The organism is Streptomyces sp. NPDC087787 (assembly GCF_044743035.1).
GTDB lineage: Bacteria > Actinomycetota > Actinomycetes > Streptomycetales > Streptomycetaceae > Streptomyces.
Genome location: NZ_JBIUVQ010000034.1, coordinates 1 through 23,265, shown reverse-complemented (window position 1 = coordinate 23,265; position 23,265 = coordinate 1). Strand labels below are relative to the sequence as shown.

The window sequence follows — 23,265 nt, the reverse complement described above, 5'->3', positions numbered from 1 at the left end:
CATCGAGGCAAGGGGAGCGGGGCCGACGAATGGCTCTGCTACTGGGCTCCCAGCTCGGCCAGCAGAGCCTTGTACTCATCCGGGTACTGGTCCCGCAGGACGTTCATCCACACCCGGGCGCCTTGAATGAACGTCTCCGGCTCCATCTTCTGGTGGAGATGGAGCACGCAGTAGGAGGCGTCGTCGTACGGGAGCCGCTTCGGCTGCTCGGGCTGCGCTGCTCCCGATGTCGCTGCCCTGAGCTCTCTTGCGCTGGTGCGCGGTTCCGGGATGGACTCGGAAGCCTGCTCGCGGTCGGCGGACGGCGTTGCCGGAGCGGCCCCGGACGGAGGGGGCGGCGTAACGGGTGAACTGACGGGCGCCTCCGGGATTATCACGCCGTGATATTCGGCGGGGCCTGCTGAGCGCTCAACGATCTCCTGCGGCCGGGCCTCTGCCTTCTTGCGGGCTGCTTCCGCCCGTTCGTCCGCCTTGGCCTTCTGCTCTTCGCGAGACAGCTTGCCGAGGTTGCGGACGTGTTCCACCTTCCGTTCCCCGGTCACCAGGTCCTTCTGGAGCTCGGGGGTGAGCTTCAGCAACGACAGCTTGCTGGAGATGGTGTTCTGCGGAATGCCCAGCCGTTTGGCGGCCTTGGTCTGCGAGCCGTAGTGGTCGACCAGCATCTTGAGGGCGTGGGCCTCTTCAAGGTCGGTCATGTCGTCGCGGTGGTAGTTCGCGACGAACGCGGCCTCGAGGAGGGCTTCATCCGTGGCGACGCGACCGTTGTCGACGCGGACCGGGATGGTGGCCATTCCGACGCGGCGAGCGGACTCGAGGCGGCGATGGCCGTCGACGACGATGTACTGCGCCCCGTCGTCGAGGTCGCTGGCGCGGTCTGGCCGGTTGCGCAGGTAGGCCTCGACTGTGGCAACAGCGATGGGAATGATGATGCCGACCTCGCGGACGGTCTGCACCGTCTCATCGAGATTTCGCAGGTGGTTGCGCGGGTTGTCGGGGTTGTCGCTGATGAGGGTGACCGGCAGCTCGGTGATGGCCGCTGCGGTCGACTCCTCTCCTTCGATGGTCTTGTCGATGAGGTTGCGTCGGGAGGACCGGGCTCCGCGGGCCGCGCCGAACGCGGGTGCCGATCCGAGCATTTCGGCCTTGCTCAACGGGTTGCTCCCTTCGCTACCTGTCGCATGGCTTCCGCTTGGTCACTGTGCGGGGCGTAGGACAGCAGCGGCATCCGTTTGCGGACCGCTTCCCTCTGTTCCTTCAGATCGCCGATGACGGCAAGGACCTTCGGGTCACCGAGCGACTTCCAGTTGTCCAGGGAGGAGGTGGCGACGTAGCCCCGTCGGGAGTCGTACAGGTTCACGACGAGGCCCAGGTAGTCGACCTCGAGGGAGAGGTCTTCGCAGAGGTCTTCTATCTGCTGGGCAAGCATGCCGTATGCCGTGGCCGATGAGTCTTCGGCGAGGACGGGAATGACGACGCCCGACACGCCGGCGGCTTCGCCGCGTCGCCTGCGCCCATAGTAGAGGGCGGCATCCATGGCGATACCGAGGCTCGGCGGGCAGTCGATGATGATGACGTCGTAGTCGGCTTCGAGGGGACGCAGTGCCAGCTCGAGGGCTGCTTCCTTCTGAAAGCCACGCTTTTGCATCGCCACCACGGCGATCTTCGCGTCGAGGAGGAACCCGTCGAAGCAGGCGGGCAGTACGTGCAGCCGCTTCTCGAACCGCGGATCCTCTATCACCACGACCAGGTCGCGCAGATCACCCGTGCATTCACCGCACATGTGGGAGACCAGGCTGTCGTGATTGGGCTCGATCTGGGGAACGCCGAGCTGTTCGCTGAGGTGTCCCTGAGGGTCGAAGTCGACGATGAGGACGCGCTTGCCTTCTTCGGCGTAGACCTGCCCGATGCCGGCGGAGATAGCGGTCTTGCCGACACCGCCCTTCTGGTTGCCGACGATCTTCCGTTCGGGATCGGTTCCGCGGGCGCCGTGCTGGGGGGACGGATTCGCGTCGAGCCAGTCACGAATCGACTGGGCGAGGCCCTGGCGCACCACGGCCTGGCGGTGGGGAGTGTATAGGGGGCTCGGCAACCGTGGGACGGTCTTGTAGCCGGCCGTCCCACCAACGGGTGCCCGCGCCGCATGTAATGGCAGGGCGACGAGCAGTCCGTTGTCGTGATCCACGATGTACCGACGAACTGGGACCTCGAACTCGAAGAACCCCTCCTACGGACCAGAGTCCGCTTCTACCGCGAGGAGGTCTGGTGGCGGATGCGGGACTACATCCGCGGACTGCTCGACCTGGTAGGCCGCAAAAACAGCCGGCAGCTTGCCGAGTACGCCACCGACGTCGTCCCGCCACATCACCGCACTCACCTCCGGCTGACCCCGCCGCCGGGCGCGAGGCCGCACCGCCGCACCGGTCGTGCGGGCGTGCGTCGCCCTGCCAACACTGAGAGAGGCCCTCGCTACCAGGATTCGGGCCCCGGAGTGCCCGTCTCCTGTAGGGGCGTTGGGGGTACGCCGTGTGCCCTGCCCGGGTGTGCCGCTAACACGCCTCGGGCTTACGGGCGTTGCCGCGTGCCCAGTCACGGTGCGGGTGTCGGCCCGGGGAGGGCGGTGGTCTTTCCCACCCTTCTGCGGGCCGTTCCAGCCCCACATTCCCGCTGTCTGGAGTGACCGTCATGGACCAGCCCCATCCTGCACCCGCCGCTGCGGCGTGCACCGAGCCGACCACCGACCCCGTCCGGCGTGCCGCGCGTCTTGCGGAGAGCACCGCGGGGGCCCGCCCTACCCCTGAAACGGCCGCTCACCGCGTCCGCGCGTGGGTCGATGCTATGGGTCACCGGATCGCCTACGACATCGGTTTCCGCCAGGGAAAGCCCGTCGTGGTCGGTGTCGCTGACGCTCGAGCCCTGACCGAGGGCACCATCACCCCTGCCCAGCATGAGCAGTTGCGCGCCACTGTCACCGCCTTCCTGACCCATGCCGACGGCGAACCGCGCACCCTGGCCCGCAGCCACGGCGTCCGCCCGCCCCTGTTCACCTACGACGTGCTGGTCCTCCTGGACCAGCAGGAGCCCGCCGACGTCGGGGACGACGGCATGACGTGCCCGAACGGCAACCGCTCGCCGGAGTGCACCGAAATCGACCCGTGCGAGGCATGCACCCGGGACGTGGACGTGGAGGCCCAGGAGATCGAACGATCCATGGGCCTGCGCGCCCTGCGCCAGGGGACCACCGACACCGACCCCCACGCCCCCATGGGCGTCCACGAAGTCACCGTGTCCCGCACCGAGCTGATCACCTTCACTGTGCACGCCGCTTCCGCGCCGGACGCCGAGGAGCGCCACCTCACCGACGGCCACGAGACCGCCAGCAAGACCGTCGCACTGAGCGTCGACTCCGTCGAACGCCCAGACCCGGCAACCACCTGACCCACATTGCGCCATGGCCGACGGCCACCCCCGCCTCGGGGGCGGGCCGTCGGCATTCACCCGCCTCGCCCGCCGCTCGCTGGCCGTACCGACCGTACAGGCCTGATCGGCACGAGGACGACTTCGCAGACCGTCTGACAGGACCGGCACACCCCTCGAGGTGCGGCCCACTCACCCGGCAAGGCGGGCCGTCACCGTGTTCTGCCGAGCCCCGGGGGCTGGAACGGCGGCGCGACAGCCGGGCGCTCAACCTGCCCAGACTTTGAAATCACCACCAACACTCACCACAAAGGCCCCGTCAGCAAGCTGACGTGGCCTCAGACGCCCCGTCATCGATAAGCGGATGGCGTCTCATGAACGATCTAGGCTTACAGTTGAGAGAAACCAACTAGTTTCCAACGATTCAGTTGTTCCCGATCTGTTGGATGTGAGAAACGGGGGGAACTCTTGTTCCGCCGATTAATCTCCGCAGTGGTGGTGATGGCCGGGCTGACAGCGTCACTTGTCGTTCCGGCCTCCGCCACCGATTTTCCTGCGGACACCACGCCCTTGGTCTCCTGGAACATGCAGGGGGCCAGTAACGCGGACCAGAACGGCAGCAAGTGGAGCAACACGGTCCAGCGGCTGGCGTTGCAGGTGCCGATCCTGATGCTTCAGGAGGTCGGCCCGCAGCCGCCTGAGAACAGCGACCCACAGCCCAGCCAGACCTTCACCACGACCGACAGCCAGGGCAACGCGCATCAGCACACCGTGCTGCATCGCACCTGGATCGTCAGCAGCGGTTACCGCAATGCCATCCCGACCCGTGAGGTCTACTTCCTGCAGACCGACGACGACCAGGCCAACCCGCGTCGGATCGGCGGCCGGGTCAACATCGCGCTCGTCCTGAGCGAGGCGCCCGACGAGTTGATCGTCGTCGGCAACCCGGTCGACGCCGGCCGGAACGCGCTCGGTGCGCGGTTCGGCAACGACTGGTACTTCACCGTGCACGGCCTGTCCGGCGGTGGCGGTGACTCCGGGGTGTTGCTGAACGCCGTCAACAACCGGATCACGGCCCTCGGGACCCAGCGTGGCGTCACCTACAACGCGACGATCGGTGGCGACTTCAACGTCGAGCCGGGGACCCTCGCCCAGCGGGCGAACTTCCCGCAGGCCATGCGGATCCACGGCTCGGGTACGGCGACCCACCAGAGCGGTGGTCAGCTCGACTACTTCGTCACCACCCACTTGAACCACGATCTGACGGTCACGGTCCGGTCCGAGGGCAACTCCGACCACCGGCCGGTCCAGTCCGGCCAGCTCAACGCGGCCGGACCCACTCCGTCGCCCGCCGCCGGCCCGCAGATCGACGAGCTCCGGGTGATGGCGACCGGTGACGGGATCACGGCCGGTGTGCACAGCACCGACGACGGTGGCTTCCGGGACTACCTGAACACCATCCTGAAGGGCCTGACCACCATTGCGGTGGTCGGTGGCACGGCGGCCAGTCTCATCTTCAAGCGCACGGATTTCGTCGGTGAGCAGAAGAACGGCAAGCGCGGCGACCCCGACCACATGGGCTTCGACGGCAAGGGCATCGACGACATCAAGGCCCAGACGATCCCCGCGCTGCAGACGCTGCGGCCGAACATGATGACCCTGGTCGCGGGCACGGCCGACCTGACCGGCGGTGCCGACGGTACGGCGACGGCCAGGAAGATGCAGAGCTTCCTGGACGCGATCTACCGGACCTCGCCGACGACCACGGTCCTGCTCGGGACCCTGCCGCCGTCGACGAACCCGACGTACCAGGCCCGAATCGACGCCTACAACAGCGCGCTCCGCACGATCGCCTACGCCAAGATCAAGGGCGGCGCACGGCTGGTGCTGGTCGAGCTGGGCTCGGTCACCCCGCAGGACATCACCAACGAGGTCTACCCGACCGACGCCGGCTACCAGAAGATCGCGGAAGCCTTCGGCGAAGGCACCCGGATCGCGGTCCTGCAGCACATGATCAGCGGCCGCTCGTACGTCTGGGAGCCGATCGGCAAGATCCGGGACGCCGCCGCGACCGGCTCGAAGATCGGGTTCCCCGACCTGAACGGCGATGGCAAGGCCGACTACGCGGTGGTCGGTACGGACGGCAAGGTCACCGGCTGGCGCAACGACGACCCGCGCAAGGCCGCGGTCTCGCTGGGCGACATCAGCCCGGCCGACCGCGGGAACAACCCGGCGCTGGTCTACTTCGCCGACCTGGACGGTGACGGCAAGGACGACTACATCCGGATCCTGCCGCCGGCCGACTCGCCGACCGGCATCCCCGCGATGCGGATGTCGCGGAACACCAGCAGTGGCGGCAAGGTCAGCTGGGACAGCGCGACGATCGTCGCGAACAACCTCAGCTACGAGCCGGAGCTGTACTTCACCGACCTCGACGGTGACGGCCGCGACGACCTGATCACGCTGGACCGGATGAGCTTCCCGACCGCCTGGCAGAACAAGGGCACGGGAATGCCGACTCCGGGCGGCTGGAACAAGGTCGCGGGTTTCGCCACTCCGGGTGAGGCGCGCGGCGCGCAGGTCGCCTTCGCCGACATCACCGGTGACGGCAAGGCCGACACGGTCCGGGTCGAGTACACCACCGGTGAGGTCCGGGCCTGGCAGAACACCGGCGCTCCGTGGAGCGTCACCGCCGGCTGGAAGTCGCTGGGCGTGATCCGCGCCGACGATCCGTTCCAGGGCACCTTCGGGACCTTCGCCGACCTGAACGGCGACGGGATCGAGGACTTCGCCATGACCCGCTCCGGTACGACGGCGAAGACCGCCGTCAAGGCGGCCGTGGCGAGTGGTGCCGGTGACATCGAGGGCTGGCTGGTGCCGAGCTACGGCGATGGCAGCCGCAGCGACGGCGGTGCCGGTGATCTCGGTATCAACGGTGGTGTCGGTGACCCGATGGAGTCGCACCCTGGTGGCGACGACGGCGGTTCGCGGCCGGGTGCGTCCGGCGACTGCCGGCCGGACGGTCTGGCGGCCACGCCGGGCGTGGCGACGCCGTACTGCAAGGTCTATCAGAGTGACGGCAGGGAATGGCTCGGTCAGGGCCGGGGCCGCCGGGTCGTGGGCTACTTCAACGGTGGCCGCACGGGCGCCGACGGCACGCCGCACTACCTGGTGAAGAACATCCCGTGGTCGAAGGTGACCCACCTCAACTACGCGTTCGCGTCGGTGGAGAACAACCGGATCAAGGTCGACTCGAACGCCACCCAGAAGGAGTGGCCCGGCGAGGTCGGCGCCGAGATGGATCCCTCGCTGCCCTACAAGGGGCACTTCAACCTGCTGACGAAGTACAAACGCCTGCACCCGCGGGTGAAGACGCTGATCTCGGTCGGTGGCTGGGCCGGTTCCGGTGGCTTCTACGCGATGACCACCAACGCCGACGGCTCGGTCAACCAGAGCGGGATCGAGACGTTCTCGAGCTCGGTCGTGGACTTCCTGCGGACCTACGGGTTCGACGGTGTCGACATCGACTTCGAGTACCCCACGGTCCTCGAGGACACCGGCAATCCGACCGACTGGGCGGTGTCGAACCCGCGTCGCAAGGGTCTGCCCACGACGTACGCCGCGTTGATGAAGACGCTGCGGGACTCGCTGAACCGGGCTTCGGTCGCGGACAACAAGTATTACCTGCTCACCTCGGCGTCGTCGGCCTCCGGCTACCTGGCCCGCGGGATGGCGAACCAGACCGCGCTGGACTACCAGGACTTCACCAACCTGATGGCCTACGACTACCACGGCACCTGGAACGACGTCGTGGGTCCGAACGCGGCGCTGTTCGACGACGGCAAGGACCCGGAACTGGCCGATCAGTACGCCACTCCGGAGTACGGGAAGATCGGGTACTTCAACACCAATTGGGCGATGAAGTACATGCGTGGCGCGATGCAGGCCGGGCGCGTCAACATCGGTGTGCCCTACTACACGCGCGGCTGGCAGAACGTCACCGGCGGTACCAACGGTCTGTGGGGCAAGTCGCAGAAGCTGAGCGGCTGCGAGCCGGGTACGGGCGTCAAGCGGCCGTGTGGTGACGGTGCCTTCGGCATCGACAACATCTGGCACGACGAGACCAACAACGGCAGCGAGCTCGGCTCCGGGACGAACCCGCTGTGGCACACCAAGAACCTGGAGAAGAACATCACGCCGGTCTACGCGCGCAGCGTCGGGCTGACGCCGGAGACCGACATCACCGACCGGCGCACGGGCCAATACACCCGGTACTGGGACGACACCACGAAGACGTCGTGGCTGTGGAACGCCGAGAAGAAGGTGTTCCTGTCGACCGAGGACGAGCAGGGCATCGACGCGGTCACCGATCTGGTCAAGTCGACCGGTGCGGGCGGCGTGATGATGTGGGAGCTCGGCGGCGACTACTCCTGCCCGGCGGACATCCAGCCGGACACCCCGTGCGGGATGGGGTACACGCTGACCACCCGGCTGAACGAGAAGCTGGGCAATATCGGTGCCTATGACAACAATCTGCGCACCGGCAGTGGTGGTGTCGCGCCGACGGTGACCGCCAACCTGAGCGTCGAGATGGTCAACTACCCGACCGCCACGGCGAACCTGTGGCCGTTGCAGCCGACCGTCCGGATCACCAACAACACCGGGCGCACGCTCGGCGGTGGCAAGGACACGAAGCTGTCGTTCGACATTCCAGCCTCGACGTCACCGCTGGTCAAGGACGCCAACTGGCAGACCGATGCCCAAGGTGGCCAGTGGAAGCTGGCACCCGGTACGACGTTCCTCCGGGTCAGCACGACGCTGGACTACTGCCAGATCATCCCGGCCGGGAAGTCGCTCGACTTGCCGATCATCTACTTCCTCCCGATCACCGGTCCGGTGAACACGAGTCTGTCGATCGGCGGTACGGCGTACGCGCCGGTGACCGACAACCTCAAGGGACTCGGTACGGCGACCCCGCCGGCCGGTGGCTGTAGTGCCGGGAACTGGGATGCGACCAAGATCTACTCCCCGGCCAGCCAGCCGGTCGAGCAGACCACGGTCAAGTACAACGGCAAGGTCTGGAAGGCCAAGTGGGAGACGAAGGGCAGTGCCCCGGGCACCGGGGCCGACGCCGACCACGAGCCCTGGAAGCTGATCGGCAGCGCCAGCTGACCGTTCTCAGCCACCCGGCCTGACACTCCACGTCTTGATCAAATAACCGGAGAGTGCTTCTGACCTGACCTGGGTGCAACGATGGGACTTGTTTAGGGTCCTGTTGGCTGCACGGAAAGAAGCACTCTCCAGGTGAGCAGGCGTATCGGGCTGTACCCGCGTGTTCGCGTCGAGGGCGGCGGCAGTGGAGTGCTCTCGCATGCCGGAGCGGTGCTGTCGGCCGAGACGGTCCGCAAGGTGGGCCTGGACACCGCGATATCGGCGGCGTCGGCGCCGTGGCGCAAGCCGCGGACGGTGCACGACCCGGGCAAGGTCCTGCTGGCGCGCTCGCGACGGCTCTGGGCGGGGACTGCCTGGCCGATGTCGCCATGCTGCGGGCCGAGCCCCACGTGTTCGGCCGGGTGGCGTCCGAACCCGACGGTCTCGCGGCTCGTCGACGTCCTTGCCGCAGCAGGGCCGAAGGCGCTCACCGGTGCCCAGGAGTGCGAGCGCTGAACAGGGTCCTTCATACGGATCCCGGCGGGTCGCAGTGGGGCTCGGGGATGGGGGAGCGGGCTACTGGTCGGTGCCTGCGGCGTACTTGGCGGTGTACTGCTGGGCGATCTCCAGTTGTTCGCGCTCCATCCAGGGGGCGGCCACGAGTACGTCGGGCAGCATCGCCCGTTCAGTGGTCACCGCGCGGAACAGGCGGGACACGGTCACGTCGTGGTCCGGGCGGTGCACGACGGCGATGTGATCGCCCGCGCTGATGTCGCCCGCCTCGATGACGCGGAGCATTGCTCCGGGGGACGCGGCGCGAGTGAAGCGGCGTACCCAGCCCTTCTCGTCGAGCCAGCCGGCGAAGGTGCGGCAAGGGATACGTCCGCCGGTCACCTCCAGGACGGTGTCGGGGCCGACCCGCCATCGTTCTCCGATCAGCGCGTGGCGGAGGTCCATGCCAAGGACGGTCAGGTTTTCGCCGAAGGAGCCGTTGCCCAGCACCCGGTTCAACTTCTGCTGCCAGTCGTCCAGGTCTTCCCGGGCGAAGGCGTACACGGCGCGGTCGGCGCCGCCGTGGAAGCGCAGGTCGCACACCGCGTCACCGCTGACTCCGCTGCCCGCGAGGCCGGGTGGCCCTGCCGGGGCCACCCGGACCGGCCCGTCCACCGGCTGCTTGTCGATTCCCGTCGCGCCGCCCGGGGCGTCCGTGTAGGGCACCGCGCGGGCCCGGCCGACGTTGACGCTGAGCACGGAGCCGTGCGAGCTGTTCACGCGTCGGGCTGGCGCGAGGCCGGCTCGGGTCCTGCGGCTGATCCGTCCCGAGGGACGAAAGGGCAGTGCCACTGCGCGTCCGTCTGTATCCCCGAGTACTGACGCGCCTCGGACGACTCGCCGAATTCGGCGAGGTTCGGGTTGATGGAACCCTGCAGGCGCACTTCGCGCTCACGGATGCGGCGCTGGAGACCTCCGTAGACGCCGTTCTCCACCAGTCGGCGGAACTGGTGGTGCGAGTTGAACGCCATCGCGGGGAACGGGAAGCGCCGGGTGACCCTCGACGCGTTCTCGTGCAGGCCTACGACGAAGAACGGGTGTCCGGCCACGCTGAAACCGAACTTCGGGGAGTCCGGATCCGAATCCGCGCCCTCCGCCCAGGCGAAGCCGCGGTCGGCGTCGAAGGCGTGCAGGTCGGTCAGTTGCCGCCACAGCAGTGCGTGGAAGTCGGGCTCCGGGAGCCCCAACGGACCCTCGAAGACGGCGACGATGGTGGCGAAGTTCTGCTTGACGTTGAGGTCGCGCGAGACGAACTCGGTGAGGGCGCCGTGGAGCGCGGCCGTCGTACTCTCCGTGCCCAGGACCCCCACATGGGCTTGGCGCAGGCTCTCGCGGCGCAGGGCCGACTTGGCCCCTAGGCAGGAGAACTCCTCGCTCTCAATCCAGGCCGCCAACTGGTCACGGACGGGTACGGCTGTCATGAAACCTCTCCCTCGGCGTATCGGCTAGCGTGCTGTGCTGTGCCGTTCTGCTGATTTACTCTTCGGTCGGCCGCTCGTAACTTCGACACCGCGCTCCCCTTCAGCACGGCACGATGCGGGTCGCCACGGACCGTGCTTCGCCCGCCGTCAGGAGGTCCGACGGCCGCAGGCGCCAACCGCGTTCGCGCATCGCGCCGCTCACCCGGAGGGCGACGAGTGAGTCCCCGCCGTGGGCCAGGAAGTCGTCGTCGGGACCGAAGTCCGGGGTGCGGAGCAGGGTGCGTACCAGATCGAGGAGCAGGGTGAGTTCCGCGGCCTCGTCCGTGGTGCCGGCGTCGGCCGCGGGCGCCACGGCAGGCGTGGGTGCGTCGTCCTCGGGCGCAGGGGCTTCCTGTGCGGTGGCCTCCGGCGCGGAGCCCCCGTACTCCTCCGCGAGCACCGCGGCCACGGCACGGCGGTCGATCTTGCCGGAGGTGGTCAGCGGAAGCGCGTCGCGGACGCGTATCAGGCCGGGGACCAGGTGGGAGGGCAGGCGTCCGCGCAGGTCCTCGCGGATCTGCTCGGCCGTCGGGCCGCCCGCGGTCACCGAGAGTGCGGCGGCCAGGATCCGTCCGCCGTTCCCGGTTCCGTCGTCGAGGGCCACCGCAGCGGCCGCGGTGACGCCTCGCGTGGCGGTCAAGTGCCGGTCCACTTCGTCGAGTTCGATCCGGTAGCCGCGGACCTTGACCTGGTTGTCCAGGCGGCCGAGGAACTCCAACGCGTCGTCCTGATGGCGTATGACCAGGTCGCCGGTGCGGTACATCCGCGCGTCGGCCACCGTGGCGAACGGGTCGGGGCGGAAGCGCTCGGCCGTACGCTTCGGGTCGTCGAGATACCCGTGGGCGAGCGGACTCCCGCCGACCCAGAGCTCGCCGGGGCTTTCCGCCTCGGTCGGACGCTGATCGGCATCGAGGACGTAGAGCCGGCGGTTGCCCACCGGGCCGCCGATGGGCAGGCCGGTCGTGGCCGGGACGGGCTCGTCCGCCCGCAGGACGAAGGCCGCGCAGGTCACCACCGTCTCGGTCGGCCCGTAGCCGTTGACCAGCGTGCAGTGGCCCAGCGGTCCGTTCCGGTGCACCTGGACGTCCTTCGTGCCCGCTGCCTCGCCGCCGATCACGACGGTGCGTACGCCGTCGAAGGAGAGGCCGGCGCCCTCCGTCCCCTGCATCTGGGTGCAGACCAGACGCCAGTAGGCGGTGGGGAGTTGGAGCACCGACACACCCAGGCCACGTACCCGGTGGGCGAGCTCCGCCGGGCTCAGGGCGCGGTCCGCGGAGTCCAGGAAGGCCACCGTGCCGCCGACGGCGAGCGTCGGCCAGATCTCTTCCTGGGCGACGTCGAAGCCGAGCCCCGCGAACTGGAGCACGGTGTCGGTGTCGCGCAGTTCGAGGAGATCGCCGATGCCGGTGGTGTGGTCGGCGAAGGCGTCCTGGCCGACGAGCACTCCCTTGGGGGTGCCGGTCGATCCCGAGGTGTAGATGACATAGGCCGCCCGGTCCTGGGGGCGGCCGGTCGCCGGACGCGTGGAGGGAGCCGTGTCCGCGAGCGCCCGGGGGCCGTCGGCGTCGACGACGGCCCGGGCTCCCGAACGGCTCAGCAGTCGGTCGCGGTACGCGTCGGGGGCCGCGGCGTCCATGGGCAGGAAAGCGGCGCCGACGTGCCAGCACGCCAGCATGGCGACGACCGCGCCGGGGCCGGAGGGCAGCCGCAGACCGACGACGTCACCGACGCCGACTCCGAGCGCCGACAGTTCGACGGCGACCTTCTGTGCGCGTTCCCACAACTCGGCGTAGGTGACGGTCGCATCGGCGGTCCGCAGGGCGACGCGCTCGCGGACCGCTGTGTCCGGGTGTCCGGCCGTCGCGGCGATCCGGTCGGCCACCCATAGGGGGGAGGCGGTGGCAGGAGGACGGGTGGTGCTGATGGAGGTCATCGGATACCTGACTCAGTGGGGAGGTTCGGACGGTCATCAGCGGCTGGGGCGTCCGCGGGTTCGGCCTGTACCGGCCGCAGCCGTCGGCCGCCGGCCAGGGCGACCACGAAGCCGACGCCGCCGCAGAGGGTCGCGAAGGCGTAGGCGGCCTGCGCGCCTCGGGAGTCCGCGAGGTGGCCGCTCACCGAGGAGCCGATGGACACCCCGAGCCAGAGAGCCGTGGACTGCCAGGCCAGCGCCTCCGTGCGGTAGGAGGCGGGCACACCGTCCACGACCAGCATCATGGCGACGATCATGGCCGGACAGGAGCTCGATCCGGCCAGCAGGAGCACGAGGCCGGCCCCGACGAAGTTGTGGACCACGAGCATCGGCAGGATCCCGGCCGCCATGATCAGGGTTGAGACCCACAGGATCCGCGGCAGCGGAGCCGACCACTCCCGCGCACCGTACGCCACTCCCGCCACAGAGCTGCCGATCGCGTAGATCCCCAGCAGGACCCCCGCCATGAAGGGCTGCTGCTTCTCACCGGAGAACGCCACGGTGGCTATGTCGATCGAGCCCCACATGCCGCCGAAACACAGGTTCAGTGCCGCCACGAGGGCGACCGGTCCCAGGAACAGGGCGCTCTTCCCGGCCTTGGGGCCGGGCTTGCGCTGCGGCTCCGTGCGCCGGCTGAGCGCCAGCAGGACGCTGCCACCGCACACCAGGACCAGCGCGCTGACGAGGCCCGCGGCCGGGCTCACCCCGACGGCGAGTGAGGTGGCGATGACCGGGCCGACGATGAAGACGACCTCGTCGACCAGGGATTCCAGTGCGAAGGCCGTCCCCTTCAAGGACGAGCCGTCCAGCAGACCGCTCCAGCGCGCCCGCACCATCGAGCCGAAGGCGGGTGTCGCCGCACCCGCCAGCGCCGCCGTGACGAACAGAACCCACAGCGGCGTCCCGTCGCTCAGCGTGCTCACGACGAACGCGCCGCCGCTGACCGCGCACAGTACCGCGCAGGAGAGTAGGACCTTGTGCTGCCCCACCCGGTCGGCCACGCGGGCCAGTTGAGGCGCGGCCACCGCGTACCCGACCGCGGAGACGGCCGAAAGCGCACCCGCGGTGCCGTAGTCGCCCCGCGTCGCGGAGACGAAGAGCAGGATGCTGATACCGGTCATGCCCAGCGGGAACCTGGCGAGCATGCCGGGGAGGAAGAACCCCCACGCTCCCGGGGTCGACAGGACCGTGCGGTAGCGCGCGACTCCCGTGGTCATCGCTTCAGCTCGGCCACGAAGCCCGCGACCAGGCGCGTGAGTGCCTCCGTCTCTTCGAAGTGGACGGCGTGACCGGTGTCGAGGTCGTGCGTCTCCAGGTTGGGGTGGCTCTGGAGGAAGGCGCGCACGCGGTCGTTGTCGACCAGCCTGTCCCGGGTGCCGAACACAGCCCGTACCGGCAGCGGCCCGATGCGTCCGTAGTCCGTCTCCGACTTGACGGCGATGGCCTCCCAGGAGTCGATCGTGCCGACCGTCACGTGGGAGAGCTTCAGCTTGTCGTCCTCGATGGCCGCGAGCCACTCCGCACGACCGGTGAAGTCGGTCGGGCGCAGTGGCACCCTGATGAAGGGGCGCGTTGTCTCGACGGTGATGCCGAGCTCCTCGACGACCTCCAGGGCGGCGTCGATCGAGCGGTCCAGCACGTCGGAGTAGCGATCGTTGAAGAAGAAGCCGGGGCAGACCATGAGCAGGCTCGCGAGTACCTCGCGGTCGGCGAGCCCGGCCGCGACGACCGTCGCCACCTGGGCGCCGAAGCACCAGCCGGCCAGGTGGATGCGGGTTCCGGGGCGGGCTTCCTTGAGGCTGCCCAGCAGCAGCGCGATGTCCCGGACGGCCAGGTCGCCGTCCGGGATGTGTCCGCGCACGGCGTTGAGTCCCGAGCCGCGCAAGTCGACGGCGAGGAAGGCGACGTCGTCACCGAGTTCGGCGAGCCGGGCGCCGAGCGGTGCCTGCCAGCCCGCGTGACTCATGCCCCCGTGCAGCATCACCACGAGGTCCGCAGCGGTCTCGGCGCCCCAGAGCCGGTAGTGCGTGATGTAGCCGTCCGGCTGCTCGAAGGTGTGGACGCCTTCCAGGGTGGTCTGGACTATCACTGTTGCTCTCTCCTCTGTGTCGCCGGGATGTCCTCGGTGCACGCGAGCGCCTCGACCTCGACGCGCAGCGCGGGCGTGGCCAGTGCGGCCACCGTCATGACGGTCATGCAGGGGCGCAGGTCGCCCAGCCACTCGCCCATCCGCCGGCGCCGACGCTGGAGATCGACCTCGCCGGCGAAGTAGAACGTCAGCTTGACCAGGTCCTCGTGGCGCATCCCGGCCGCTTCGAGGTTGGCCGTGATGTTGTCCAGCGCGATGCCGAGCTGCTCGACCGGGTCCTCGGGGAGCTCGCCGGTGGGGGCCATGCCGATCTGGCCGGAGACCACGAGCCACCGGACTGGGCCGGTGATCTCGGCCTGGTGCGAGTACGCGGCGAGCGGCGCCGCGATCCCCTGGGGGTTTCGGAAGGTGTTCACGGAGGCTCTCTTTTCCCTTTCAGACGGATGGGTTCCGGCGCGCGCCGAGGCCGTCCACACACGTCTCGATCCGGCCGGTGGTGTCGCGGACGGAGCCGCCAGGGGTCTCGGCGATCTGCGCCAGGACGGCCTCGTATAGGCGCGCCAGGTCGTCCACCACGCCCTGCGGGAGGAACCTGTCGTCGGCGTTGAGGGTGATCTCCAGCGCGGAACGGTTTGGGTCGCGGCCCACGGTCGCGAGGAACGGCGCGTCGGTGTGCTCGAACCACCGGACACCGGTGAGGTGTCCGCCCCCGTGGACGGCGTCCGCATACGCGGGGAAATCCGTGTAGTTGAACAGCGCGGAGTAGTGGGGCCAGTCGTCCGGGCCGTCGCCGGTTGCGGCGCAGCGGCGGTGTGCGAGCGCGCGCATCTCGAACGTGAACACCTGGTCGGTGAGCTGCGGCCACGTCTGGTCCTCGATCCGGACCCGGTGCGGCTGGAAGTTGAGGAACATCCCGACCAGTTCCTGCGCGTCGTCGGTCTCGGGGCGGCCGTGGGTGAACACCCCGGTCAAGACGTCGGGCTCGCCCGTGACCAGGGCCAGCACCCTCAAGTGTGCTGCGAGCATGAGGTACTTGAGCGGGTGCCCGGTGTGGCGCGCGACCTCACGCAGCCGGGCTTCCTGGTCGGGCGGGAGGACGACGGTCGCCTCGGCCCAGCGGGAGCCGCCGTCGGATGGGTAGCGGGGCAGCCACGCTCCGGGGTGGCCCGCGAGGACGTCGTGCCAGAACTCCCGCGACTCGGCGGAAGAGCGGGCGGCCGTCTCGGCCATGGCGTAGTCGCGGAAGGAGCCGGCCTCGTTGCCGGACCGGACGGGCCCGGCATCGGCGCCTGTTCCGGCACCGGCGGCGGATGCGCCGACCTCCGAGGCGTACGAGAGGAGGAGATCCCGGACGAGGAGGGAGAGGCTCCAGCCGTCGACGACCGCGTGGTGGAAGCTCAGCGAGAGCACGAAGCGGTCTGGCGCGACGCGGTGTGCCGCGAACCGTATGAGCCCGGGCTGCTCCCAGCGGAATCCCGAACCGCGTTCCTTCTCGAACCACTCGTCGGGCGCCGAGGGATTGTCCTCGGCGTCGACCACGGTGAGATCGGGCTCGACCGAGGTGTACACGAGCTGCCGGGGAACGGGTGACGCCGCCAGGTCGACGGTGGCGCGCAGCGTCTCGCAGGACGCGGTCATCCGCCGCAGTGCGGCGCGCAGCAGGGGAGCGTCCAGTGGCAGCGCGACGGAGTAGGCGAAGACGTCATGGTAGGCGGACTGTGCGGGGTCCCGCCTCGTCGCCTTGATCATCCGGAGCTGGGTGGCGGTGAGGGGGTAGGCGTCGACGACTCCCGGGGGGAGCCCGTCGAGTGACGCGCCCGGGGATTCCCCGACGGTGCCCGCCGACTCTGCGGTCTCGGGCTCGGACGCCCGCGCCGCCAGCCTGTGGACCAGGGCCCGAACCGTGCGCGCCTCCATCACGTCGCGCAGCGCGGCACCGGGGAACTGCCTGCGCAGCTTGGCGAGGATGCGGATGGAGCTGATCGAGTCCACGCCGGCGTCGAGGTAGTTCTCCTCCGTCCCGACCGTCTCGCTGCCGACCACCTTCGCGATGATCGCGGCGACGGCACGCTCCGTGGCGTCCGGACGGCCGTCGGCCGGTTCCTGTCCCGCGTACCGTTCGAGGGCGGCGAGGAACTCGCCCAGGAACTGCTCCGCCGTGGGGGCCTTGACCCGCCCGCGGTCGTGGGACACGGCGAGCTGCGTCGCACCGGCGAAGTGGTCCCGGTGCACGTGGACGGTCATCGGGAAGCTGGTGAGCTCGAAGTACCGGGCGTTCTCGATCGACACCGTGTCTCGCGTGGCGGCGGTCGTGTCACCGGCCGTCGCGTAGGAGTGGAAGTCGGTGTAGTTGAAGACCACGTCGAAGAGCGCTCCGCCCTGCTGCCGCTCGATGTCGGCGAGGGGGAACCGCTGGAGCGGGACGAGTTCCCGCTCGCGCTCGAAGACCGAGGCCGGCAGCTCCGCGTCGTCCGCCTCACGCACCTCGACGGGCAGCGGAAGGGTGTTCAGGAACAGGCCGACCATCTCGCTGCCGCCGGGCACTTCCGGGCGGCCGTTGCCGACCAGCCCGGTGACCACGCGTGACCTGCCGGTCAGGTCCGCCAGGGCCGCGCAGTGCGCGGCCAGATAGAGCGATTTGAGCGGGAGTCCGAGGGCCGCGGCGCGCAGGCGTAGCCGCTCCTCCAGCCCTGCCGGAACGGCCCGCTCCAGTACCGCGGTCTCGATCGTCTCCGGCGCCGCGGATCCGAGGTGGCCCGCCAGCAGCGTCGCGGAGAAGCCGTCGAGCAGCCTGCGCCAGGCGTCCTGGTCCGCCGGGCGTCGTGCGCTCTCGCGCTCCAGCGCCACGTAGGTGCCGTAGCTGGGATCCGGGGCGGCGTCGGCCGTCCGGCCGGCCGGGAGCCCAGCGCAGCGGCGTCGGATCTCCTCGATGACGAGGGCGACGCTCCACCCGTCCAGGATCAGGTGGTGGAACGAGAACGCCAGGTTGATACGGCCGTTGCCCCGTACGTGGGCGCGGAAGCGCAGGGGCGGCCTGGCGAGGTTCAGCGGGCGGCGCTTCTCGGTATCGATCCACTCCTCGACCGCCCGGTCCTGCGCGTCGGCGGACAGCCCGGTGAGGTCCACGACCTCCGGGGACGGCGCGGCGCCGGCCGCGTCCGGGCGGAGCACGACCTGGAGGGGCTCGTCGTAGCGCTCCAGGTCGAAGTAGGACCGCAGTTGAGCGTGGCGTGCCACGGTCTCCCGTACGGCACGGGCCAGTTCAGCCGGATCGGCCACGCCGGCGAACTCATAGTCGAAGATGTCGTGGTAGACCGGGGAGTCCTCGTCGAGCAGCGAGTGGTAGATCATGCCCGACTGGAGCTTCGTCAGCGGCCAGGCGTCTTCCGCCGCCGCGGGGAGCGCCGCCTTGTCGTCGTCCGTCAGCAGGCCGAACGCCTCGGTGGCGGCCGGCCCGGGCGACGCCGAGTCTTCGCGGGTCAGCGAGGCGGCGAGCTCCGCGATCGTCGTGTGGGCGAACACTTCGCGCAGGTTGACCGCGTATCCGGCCGCGCGCAGCCGGGAACTGACGCGCAATGCGATGATCGAGTCCCCGCCGAGGGCGAAGAAGTTGCTGTCCGCGCCGACCGGTGCCTGGAGTCCGAGGACGTCCCTCCAGGCACGGGCCACGTCCTGCTCGGCGGTCGTGGCGGGCAGGCGGCCGGCTCGATCGGCCGGTGCCGCGTGGGCCGTCGGCGAGGGCAGGGCACGCCGGTCCAGCTTGCCGTTGGGAGTGGTGGGCAGCTGCGGGACCTCGATGAGGTACTGCGGGACGAGGAACTCGGGCAGCAACTTCCGCAGCCGGGCACGCAGGTCGTCGGGGTCGAACGCGGTGCTCACGACGTAGGCGGCCAGCGCCTGCGCGGGACCCGACGCGTCCACGACGACGGCCGCCTCCTGGACGCCGGGCAGGTCGCGCATGACCGCGGCGATCTCGTCGGGCTCGACCCGTAGACCGCGCAACTTGACCTGGTTGTCGATGCGTCCCAAGTATTGGATCTGACCGTCCGGCAGGAAGCGGGCCAGGTCGCCGGTGCGGTAGAGGCGGGCTCCCGGGGCCGTTCCGTAGGGGTCGGAGACGAACATCCTGGCGTTGAGGTCGTCGCGCCGGTGGTATCCGGTTGCCACGGCGACGCCGCCGATGCACAGCTCCCCGGGAACGCCGACCGGCTGGAGCTGCAGATCCCGGTCCAGGACGTACAGCCGCACGTTGTCGATGGGCTTGCCGATGGGGACGAGCTCTCCCGGGTAGTCGGCCCGGCAGGGCCAGTGCGAGACGTCGATCGCGGCCTCGGTCGGGCCGTACAGGTTGTGCAGTCCGCAGGAGGGGAGCGTGGCGGCGAAGACCTCGATGGTCTTGCGGGGGAGCGCCTCGCCGCTGCAGATGACCCGCTTGAGCGGGCCGCAGTGCTGGGCGAGTTCCTCCGCCTCCAGGAACACGTTCAGCATCGAGGGGACGAAGTGCACGGTCGTGACGGCCCGGGACCGGATGAGTTCCTTGAGGTAGTCGGGGTCGCGGTGTCCGCCCGGCCGAGCCACGACGATGGCGGCCCCGGTCATCAGTGGCCAGAAGAACTCCCATACCGAGACGTCGAAGCTGTACGGGGTCTTCTGGAGCACCCGGTCCGCCCCGGCACCGTCGGTCAACGGGAAGGCGGACTGCATCCAGTGGAGTCGGTTGGCCAGCGCGTCATGGCGGTTGATCACACCCTTGGGCTGCCCCGTGGATCCGGAGGTGTAGATCATGTACACGGGCGAGTCGGGGCCCAGTTCGCGGACGGGATCGGTGTCGTCCTCGTGGTCCAGGGACTCGTCCGGGAGGACGAGGAGCTGGGCGGCGGCGCTGCCGAGGGCCGGGCGGTGGTGCTCCTGGGTGAGGATCAGCGGAACACCGGCGTCCTGGATCATGAACTCGATCCGGGCGACCGGGTATTCGGGGTCGATGGGCACGTACGCGCAGCCCGCCTTGACGATGGCGAGCAGCGCGATCACCATCTCTGCGGAGCGCTCCATGAACACCCCGACGAAGGGCCCGGCCCCGGTCGTCCCGAGGATGGTGCGGATGCGGCTCGCCACCTGGTTGGCCCGCCGGTTCAGCTCGTCGTACGTGTACGCCTTGCCTTCGAACTCGACGGCCAGGCTGTCGGGGCTCCGCCGGACCTGCTCCTCGATGACATCGGCGATCGTCCCGTCCGGGTGGGCGACCTGCGTGTCGTTCCAGTCGCCGAGGATCAGGTTCCGTTCCTCGTCGCGGGTCATCGACGGCGTGCCCACCGGTGCGTCGACGCCGGCGTTGCCCAGTGAGGCCAGCAGTCGCGCGTAGTTGCGTAGGATCCGCTCCGCGGTGTCCCGGGTGAACAGATCCGTGTTGAACTCGAGCTCGAACTCGTACGCGTCGTCGGCCCGGTTGACGTACAGCAGCAGGTCGAACTTGGCGGCAGTCCGGCGGACGGGGTGGTACTGGGAGACCAGTCCCGGTCCGAGGTCGATCGAGGGACGGCCGTCGAGCATCGTGAGCATCGTCTGGAAGACCGGGTTGTGGTTCCGCGCCCGCTCGGCCCCGAGTGCCTCGACCACCTTCGGATAAGGCGCGTCGCCGTCGTCAAGCAATTGCTCGGCGGCTTTCTGGGCGCCGGACAGCACGGTGCGGAACGTATCGTCCGGGTCCACCGGCACGAACAGGGGCAGGGTGTTGACGTAGCAGCCGACCTGCTCCAAATCCTCGACGCCCGGCCTGTTCAGCACCGTGGTGCCGATGGCGAAACCTTCCTGACGTGTGTAGCGGTGCAGCAACAGCGCATAGGCGGCGAGGAACACCGGGAATGCGGTGCTGCGGCAGGTGCGGGCGCATTCCTTCAGCAGCGGTTCGACGTCCGCGCTGGGCACGGTGATGGTCATGCTGTCGCCGCGGAAGGTCTGAACCGCGGGACGCGGGCGGTCCAGCGGCATGCCGAGCAGTTCCGGGGCGCCGGCCAGCGACCGGCGCCAGCGCTCGACGGCGGCTGTCTGCTTCTCATCCGCGGCCGCCGAGCGGCTCTCCGTGACGAAGGCGCGGAACGCGGTGCCGGAGACGCGCCGCTGCGGCAGGCGTCCGGTGGCCACCAGGGTGCGGTAGTTCTCCGCTATTTCGTCAAGGACCAGGCGGATGCTCCAGTCGTCGACGACGATGTGGTGAGCCGTCAGGCCGAGGAACCAGATGTCGCCCGGCAGCGCCACCACGACCGCCCGCAGCAAGGGAGCCGCGCTCAGGTCGAACGGTCGCCGGTGGTGTTCAGCGAGCACCTCCTCCGCCCGGAGGCGGGCCTCGGCAGCGGCCAGGGTGCGCAGGTCGACCACGGTCGTACTGTCCGGAAGGGCGTCCCCGCCAGTGTGGTGCACCTGGGCCCGCGGCCCGCCGGGGGTCTCGTGGAACGTCGTGCGGAGTGCGTCGTGCCGCAGGACGGTGGCCCGGATGGCGCGGCGTAACGCGCCCGGATCGAGGTCGCCGGACGTCTCGAAGGCCACCGATTCGTTGTACGCAGGCTCGTCGGAGCCGGCGAGTTCATGGAAGAGCCAGAGGCTTTCCTGGGTGTACGAGAGCATGCTTGCGCCGGTGTCCGGTTCCCCAGCCATACCGCACTCCAAACTCGGAACGAAACTTGGCTCGTTGACGTAACGAGCGATGTAGATGCAAGGGATCGGCGCCCTGCCGCACGAGGTCCGGGGCGCCCGGGTGTTCCGGACGCGGCTCCGTGTCGTGCCGTGTCCGGTATGGCGGGCGGGGCGCCGCTGTCCGCGTCCCGGCACGCCGACGAGCCCAAGCTTTTCCGGCCCTCGCGACGACGGGGGACTGAGCCTGCGGGATCCGGCCGGGAAGGCCGGATCCCGGACCGCGGCTAAGGCGCGGCCACGGCCCCGTGGAACGGGTCGAACACCTCGTCGTACGGCCGCAGGATCGAGCTCAGCGTGTCCGGTGCCGCCGCGTCCGGACCCGGACAGTCGTCCGTGACGGGCTCGGTGTTGATCGAGATGTGTCTGGCGACCGTGCGGGCCAGACGGACGGCCGTGTCGGCGTCGCCGGCACGTACGATGACGTGCCCGCAGCGATCGTCCGACCAGCGGAGCTCGGGCACCACCGAACCCGGCTCCACACTCACCGACACCTCTACCACCCCGTCGACGGCCCGCGCCGCGTCCAAGCCGGTGACGGAGGTGACGACCCCCGGGGCCGCGGTCAGGAAACGGATGGCGGCCGCGCCGCGGGCGGGGTGCAGATGACCGTCGAGCGGAGCACCGTGGCCGACGAGGCGATAGGTGGCCTCCTCCATGTCGACCCCGTACACCATCCTGACGAGATCGTTGATCCGGTCGCCCCCGCGGCGGGTGTGCGATTCGACGACCCGCGGTCCCTCAGCGGTGAGGATGATCTCCGTGTGCGACGGGCCGTCCTCAAGACCGACCGCGTCGAGCAGCCGCACCGTCAACTCGCGGATCTGGTCGAGCTGGTCCTCCGCCAGGGGCGCCGGAATGACGTGCCCGAGTTCCACGGTACCGCCCTCGGTGTCCTTAGCGGTCACCGCGATGATCGTGTGCCGACCCGATTCGGAAAAGGATTCCACGCTCAGTTCGGGACCGACCAGAAGCTTCTCGACCTGGAATTCACCGAGCTCGAACGACTGGCACCAGGCCCATATCTCGTCGATGTCCTCGACCGACTCGATCCGGCGCACTCCGAGGCTGCCCGAGCCCTTGGTCGGTTTGACAATGGCCGCCCCGTGCGAGACAACGAATTCACGGAGCTGCGCCTGAGTGGGATTGACCGCATAGGGAACGGCCTCGATGCCCTGCTCGTTCAGTAGTGCCCGCATCGCGGACTTGTCGTGCAGCAGCCGGGCGCATCGTTCCGATGTGCCGGGAATTTCCAGGGCGTCGGTCAAATGACCGGCCACCAGTTGTGCTGCCTCGGTCTGTGTAACGATCCGCGTGATCGGTGCGATCCGGTGCAGCGCGGCGGCCATCGCGGCGGCGCTGGGCACGTGCTGATAATCCACCAGGGCGAGCTGCTGGCAGTGCGGAATCAGCGTGGGATCGAATTGTGACGGCTTTTGCATATAGACGACGTCTACATCGGCCGACTTCGCCTTCGAAACTAATCGGATGCTGTCCCCAATAACGAGCACGCGCCCCCGTAACACGATCATCCCCCGTTTCCGATCGTTCTCCTCCGAGCCGTTGGTGAGGCTAGCACAGCAGCAGCCATCCACCCCAGGGATCCTGCGAAGATCGGCGGGCAGCCGGGCCCGTGCAGGGCTCCTGCCTGTAAGGATGGAGATTCTGCATCGAGCAATGTTCGTCTTGGCGACGACGTTCCGTAACCATTCGTCGGCGGCGTTCCGCTTCCACTTCCGCCTCCGCCAGATGACGTAGTGAAGGATCATGCCGCATCGTCCCTCGTGACGCGAGCGTGATTGGCCCCTGTCCAACGTGAAATAGGGCCGCAGGCAGCGACGCCGCTTAGCCTCGCGCTTTCATGAAGCGGGCTGTCCGGCAGGTGGTCACACAAACAGAAAGGGCCTCTGACCAGCAAGAATGAGGATTGTCTAGGTCCC

12 protein-coding genes and 1 pseudogene are annotated in these 23,265 nt (G+C 69.1%); 3 read left to right on the top strand and 10 right to left on the bottom strand.

The genetic code is table 11. The annotated features are described in order from the left end of the window. Positions 1-38 precede the first annotated feature (38 nt). Positions 39-1,151: a ParB/RepB/Spo0J family partition protein gene (locus ACIOWN_RS33040; RefSeq protein ID WP_401984271.1), complete on the bottom strand. Its 1,113-nt coding sequence runs from the start codon at positions 1,149-1,151 to the stop codon at positions 39-41. After that, complete coding sequence (locus ACIOWN_RS33035; RefSeq protein ID WP_401984276.1) at positions 1,148-2,164, bottom strand: ParA family protein; 1,017 nt, start codon at positions 2,162-2,164, stop codon at positions 1,148-1,150. Before ACIOWN_RS33035 ends, ACIOWN_RS33040 begins: the two co-directional genes overlap by 4 nt. Positions 2,165-2,835: 671 nt before the next feature. Here ACIOWN_RS33035 and ACIOWN_RS33030 point away from each other — a divergent pair. The 3 genes and pseudogenes from ACIOWN_RS33030 to ACIOWN_RS33020 form a co-directional block, all read left to right on the top strand. Next, positions 2,836-3,435, top strand: coding sequence for a hypothetical protein (locus ACIOWN_RS33030; RefSeq protein ID WP_401984269.1), 600 nt, complete (start codon positions 2,836-2,838; stop codon positions 3,433-3,435). A 564-nt stretch (positions 3,436-3,999) separates the two neighbouring features. Further along, positions 4,000-8,586, top strand: coding sequence for a glycosyl hydrolase family 18 protein (locus ACIOWN_RS33025; RefSeq protein WP_401984268.1), 4,587 nt, complete (start codon positions 4,000-4,002; stop codon positions 8,584-8,586). A gap of 132 nt (positions 8,587-8,718) precedes the next feature. Next, positions 8,719-9,054: pseudogene (locus tag ACIOWN_RS33020) on the top strand (transposase); the annotation flags it as partial. Between the two features lie 87 nt (positions 9,055-9,141). On the opposite strand, the gene ACIOWN_RS33015 reads toward ACIOWN_RS33020, so the two are convergent. From ACIOWN_RS33015 to ACIOWN_RS32980, 8 genes are all read right to left on the bottom strand, one after another. Next, positions 9,142-9,837 (bottom strand): MOSC domain-containing protein, encoded by a 696-nt coding sequence (locus ACIOWN_RS33015; protein ID WP_362357767.1) that lies wholly within the window; start codon positions 9,835-9,837, stop codon positions 9,142-9,144. Next, positions 9,834-10,538, bottom strand: a complete 705-nt coding sequence (gntA, locus tag ACIOWN_RS33010) for a guanitoxin biosynthesis heme-dependent pre-guanitoxin N-hydroxylase GntA (RefSeq protein WP_362357769.1) — start codon at positions 10,536-10,538, stop codon at positions 9,834-9,836. Before gntA ends, ACIOWN_RS33015 begins: the two co-directional genes overlap by 4 nt. Before the next feature lie 100 nt (positions 10,539-10,638). Then, positions 10,639-12,510 carry a non-ribosomal peptide synthetase gene (locus tag ACIOWN_RS33005; RefSeq protein WP_401984266.1) on the bottom strand — a complete coding sequence of 624 codons (1,872 nt, stop codon included), beginning with the start codon at positions 12,508-12,510 and terminating at the stop codon, positions 10,639-10,641. Continuing rightward, positions 12,507-13,766: an MFS transporter gene (locus ACIOWN_RS33000; RefSeq protein WP_401984265.1), complete on the bottom strand. Its 1,260-nt coding sequence runs from the start codon at positions 13,764-13,766 to the stop codon at positions 12,507-12,509. The genes ACIOWN_RS33005 and ACIOWN_RS33000 overlap by 4 nt, the downstream gene beginning before the upstream one ends. Then, complete coding sequence (locus ACIOWN_RS32995) at positions 13,763-14,638, bottom strand: alpha/beta hydrolase (protein ID WP_401984264.1); 876 nt, start codon at positions 14,636-14,638, stop codon at positions 13,763-13,765. Before ACIOWN_RS32995 ends, ACIOWN_RS33000 begins: the two co-directional genes overlap by 4 nt. Continuing rightward, the gene (locus ACIOWN_RS32990; RefSeq protein ID WP_362357777.1) at positions 14,635-15,054 is read right to left on the bottom strand and encodes a RidA family protein; all 420 of its coding nucleotides are present in this window, start codon (positions 15,052-15,054) and stop codon (positions 14,635-14,637) included. The genes ACIOWN_RS32995 and ACIOWN_RS32990 overlap by 4 nt, the downstream gene beginning before the upstream one ends. 19 nt (positions 15,055-15,073) lie before the next feature. After that, positions 15,074-21,289, bottom strand: a complete 6,216-nt coding sequence (locus ACIOWN_RS32985; RefSeq protein ID WP_401984262.1) for an amino acid adenylation domain-containing protein — start codon at positions 21,287-21,289, stop codon at positions 15,074-15,076. A 263-nt stretch (positions 21,290-21,552) separates the two neighbouring features. Then, entirely contained in the window at positions 21,553-23,094 is a 1,542-nt protein-coding gene (locus ACIOWN_RS32980; protein WP_401984261.1) for an ATP-grasp domain-containing protein, read from the bottom strand. Positions 23,095-23,265 lie beyond the last annotated feature (171 nt).

What these genes read in the sequence shown, in the direction of transcription:
- ACIOWN_RS33030 (WP_401984269.1), top strand. Translation starts at nt 2,836, where the DNA reads ATGGGTCACCGGATCGCCTACGACATCGGTTTCCGCCAGGGAAAGCCC.
- ACIOWN_RS33025 (WP_401984268.1), top strand. Translation starts at nt 4,000, where the DNA reads ATGCAGGGGGCCAGTAACGCGGACCAGAACGGCAGCAAGTGGAGCAAC.
- gntA (WP_362357769.1), bottom strand. Translation starts at nt 10,538, where the DNA reads ATGACAGCCGTACCCGTCCGTGACCAGTTGGCGGCCTGGATTGAGAGC.
- ACIOWN_RS33005 (WP_401984266.1), bottom strand. Translation starts at nt 12,510, where the DNA reads ATGACCTCCATCAGCACCACCCGTCCTCCTGCCACCGCCTCCCCCCTA.
- ACIOWN_RS33000 (WP_401984265.1), bottom strand. Translation starts at nt 13,766, where the DNA reads ATGACCACGGGAGTCGCGCGCTACCGCACGGTCCTGTCGACCCCGGGA.
- ACIOWN_RS32985 (WP_401984262.1), bottom strand. Translation starts at nt 21,289, where the DNA reads ATGGCTGGGGAACCGGACACCGGCGCAAGCATGCTCTCGTACACCCAG.
- ACIOWN_RS32980 (WP_401984261.1), bottom strand. Translation starts at nt 23,094, where the DNA reads ATGATCCTTCACTACGTCATCTGGCGGAGGCGGAAGTGGAAGCGGAAC.